1 protein-coding gene is annotated in these 412 nt (G+C 46.1%); it reads right to left on the bottom strand.

Annotation, left to right across the window (positions count from 1 at the left end):
* The coding region (locus tag AC2JF9_RS09915; protein ID WP_500727435.1) for a methylmalonyl-CoA mutase family protein at positions 1 to 412 on the bottom strand (412 nt) is incomplete at both ends.

The raw sequence follows: 412 nt of genomic DNA, 5'->3' as shown, positions 1-412 counted from the left end.
ATATTGATCAAGCCAAGCTTTGGAATTTCCCCGCAGCTGGCTGCATGGGCTTCAGCGCGAAGGCGGATCCTTTCAAATTCTTCAGCGACTCTTCGATTGGGGATTGGCGTGATTTCGATGGAATCCGTTGTTTTCTTTGGTTCAGCTGTTGCTTTTTCCACCTTTTTCACTTTTTCAGCAGGATTTGGATAAACATTTGTTCCAATGATGCTTTCTTTCCGCACAGCCGCGTTTCTTTGCCTTTGCTGAAAAATATCTGCAATTTCCGCCTGGATGATGCCTTCTTTTAAAGCGTGGATGATACCCCCCTGCTGTTCGATTTCAAGAAATTTCCCCCATACCGCCTCCGTTATATCATCTGTAAGCTTCTCGACATAAAACGAACCCCCTGCAGGGTCAGTAACCGCTGGTA

It is taken from the genome of Lactobacillus sp. C449L (assembly GCF_059900815.1).
Note: the sequence above shows the minus strand (reverse complement) of the source record. Positions and strands in the feature narration are given on the sequence as shown.